This window comes from Actinomycetota bacterium (genome assembly GCA_036280995.1).
Lineage (GTDB): Bacteria > Actinomycetota > CALGFH01 > CALGFH01 > CALGFH01 > CALGFH01.
This window is the reverse complement of record DASUPQ010000561.1, coordinates 1-2,264: the sequence shown is the minus strand read 5'-3', so window position 1 is coordinate 2,264 and position 2,264 is coordinate 1. Positions and strand designations below refer to the sequence as shown.

The window sequence follows — 2,264 nt, the reverse complement described above, 5'->3', positions numbered from 1 at the left end:
CGCCCCGAGCTGACCGCCGGGATCGTCAGGGCCCTGATCGAGCACGGCCGGCTCACCACCGGCCTGACCAAGGTCGTCTGCGCCGGCCCCCAGTTCCGCTACGAGCGGCCCCAGGCCGGCCGCCAGCGTCAGTTCACCCAGGTCGACATCGAGGCCATGGGCTCCAACGACCCGGCCATCGACGCCGACGTCGTCCTGGTCGGCCACGAGGTGTTCCGGCGTCTGGACATCCCGGTCACCCTGCTGCTGACCAGCCTGGGCGACCCGGTCTGCCGTCCCGCCTACCGGGAGGCGCTGCTGGGGTTCCTCCACGGCCTGAGCGACCGGCTGCCGGCGTCCGCCCGGGTCCGGGCCGAGCAGAACCCGCTGCGGGTCCTGGACATGAAGGACCCGCTGGTCGAGGAGCTGACCGCCGAGGCGCCGCTGCTGCGCGACTACCTCTGCGGCCCCTGCAAGGCCCACGACGAGGGCGTGCGGGAGCTCCTGGCCGGCGTCGGGGTCGAGTGGGTCGAGGCGCCCCGGCTGGTCCGCGGGCTCGACTACTACCAGCGGACGACCTTCGAGTGGCAGGCCGGGTCGCTGGACGCGGCCCAGAACGCCCTCGGCGGCGGCGGCCGCTACGACGGGCTCTCCGAGGCCCTCGGCGGCCCGCCCGCCCCCGGCATCGGCTGGGCCCTCGGCCTGGACCGGACCGTGCTCGCCCTGGAGCAGGCCGGCCGCCTCCCGGCCGACCCCTGGCGCCTGGACGCCCTCGTCCTGCCGTTGACGGCCGCGGCCAAGGGCCCGGCCCAGGCCGTGGTCCGCGACCTGCGCCGGGCCGGCCTGGTCGCCGACCTGCCCTACACCGTCCGGACCCTCAACGGCCACATGAAGGCCGCCGCCAAGGCCGGGGCCCGCACCGTGGTCATCCTGGGCGAGCAGGAGCTGGCCGCCGGCCAGGCCGCCGTCCGCGACATGGCCGCCCGCGACCAGCGGCCCGTCCCCCTCGACCAGGTCGTCGACCACGTGCGCCGGGTCGCCGCCGACCCCGACCCGATGCAACGCGGCTGACGACCGATTTGCTACACACTGAAGCTTTCGTCCGATAAGCTGACCGGATGAGGGCGAGAACAGTTCGCTACCGCGATACGCGGCTGGTCGCACCTGATGCCTGCAACGTCACCGTCGATGGGGTGACGCACGAGTTCCCGGGCCGCCGAGGCATGTCCCTGCGGGCCGTCGAGGACGTGTCGTTCACGATTGGCGCCGGCGAACTCGTCGCGCTCCTCGGGCCATCAGGGTGCGGCAAGTCCACGCTACTTCGGATGCTCGGCGGCCTCATTACGCCAAGTGCTGGCGATGTGTTGGTCGCTGGGATGGAACCCCATGAGCTGTCACGGCTTCACCGGATCGGCATCGCCTTCCAGGACCACGGTCTGCTGCCCTGGCTCTCGACCCGTGCCAATGTCGCTCTGCCGTTCCATCTGGCCGGCCAGTCGCCTGACAAGGCTCGAGTGGATTCGTTGCTACGCCTTGTTGGTCTCGATGCCTTCGCGGACGCCCGGCCGGCCCAGCTCTCTGGCGGAATGCGCCAGCGTGCTTCGATCGCCCGAGCACTCGTGCTCCGACCGGCGTTGCTGTTGCTGGACGAACCCATGGGTTCCCTCGACGCGGTCGCGCGCCGCCGCCTGACGGTGGAGCTGCAGCACATCTGGCTCGCTGATGGCGTGACGACGGCGCTCGTCACGCATTCGGTGGAGGAGGCCGTGTTTCTGGCCGATCGGGTTCTTGTCCTGTCGGCGCGGCCCGGTCGAGTGCTCGCCGACCGGCCGGTTCCGTTCTCTCGGCCTCGCGATGCCAGTCTGCTACGCGATGCGGCGTTTCACGGCGTGGCCGCCGAGCTGGAGGGGTTGCTCCAGGCCGGTTGGTGATGGTGCATGACCAGGATCTCCTTCCCCCGAGGAGCCGGGCCCGTCGTCGGTGTGGCGACGACACTCGCGTTCTGGGAGCTGATCGGACGGTCGCGTGCGTTCGGTGAGGTGTGGCCTCCCTTGACCGCCGTCCTCCACTCCGCCGTTGTTGAGGCCTCAGGGCGCGAGGTGCTCCTGCGCGGGACAGTCGCGACGGTGCCCCATGCCGTGCGCGGACTGGCTGCCGGCATGGTGGTGGGGTCGTTGCTGGCGCTGGTCGGAGGACTGCGCCCCGCGCTGGCGCGCGGCCTTGGTCAGGTCGCCGTCGTCGTCCAGGCAGTGCCGGTGATCGCCATCGCCCCAGTCCTCCTGACC

At 71.7% G+C, this 2,264-nt stretch carries 3 protein-coding genes; all 3 read left to right on the top strand.

Going from position 1 to position 2,264, the window contains the following annotated elements; all coding sequences use genetic code 11:
- Window positions 1-1,050: histidine--tRNA ligase (gene hisS / locus VF468_19005; protein ID HEX5880380.1), on the top strand; the 1,050-nt coding region annotated here is incomplete at its 5' end.
- A gap of 47 nt (window positions 1,051-1,097) precedes the next feature.
- Window positions 1,098-1,910, top strand: a complete 813-nt coding sequence (locus VF468_19000) for an ATP-binding cassette domain-containing protein (protein HEX5880379.1) — start codon at window positions 1,098-1,100, stop codon at window positions 1,908-1,910.
- A 6-nt stretch (window positions 1,911-1,916) separates the two neighbouring features.
- Window positions 1,917-2,264: hypothetical protein (locus tag VF468_18995; protein ID HEX5880378.1), on the top strand; the 348-nt coding region annotated here is incomplete at its 3' end.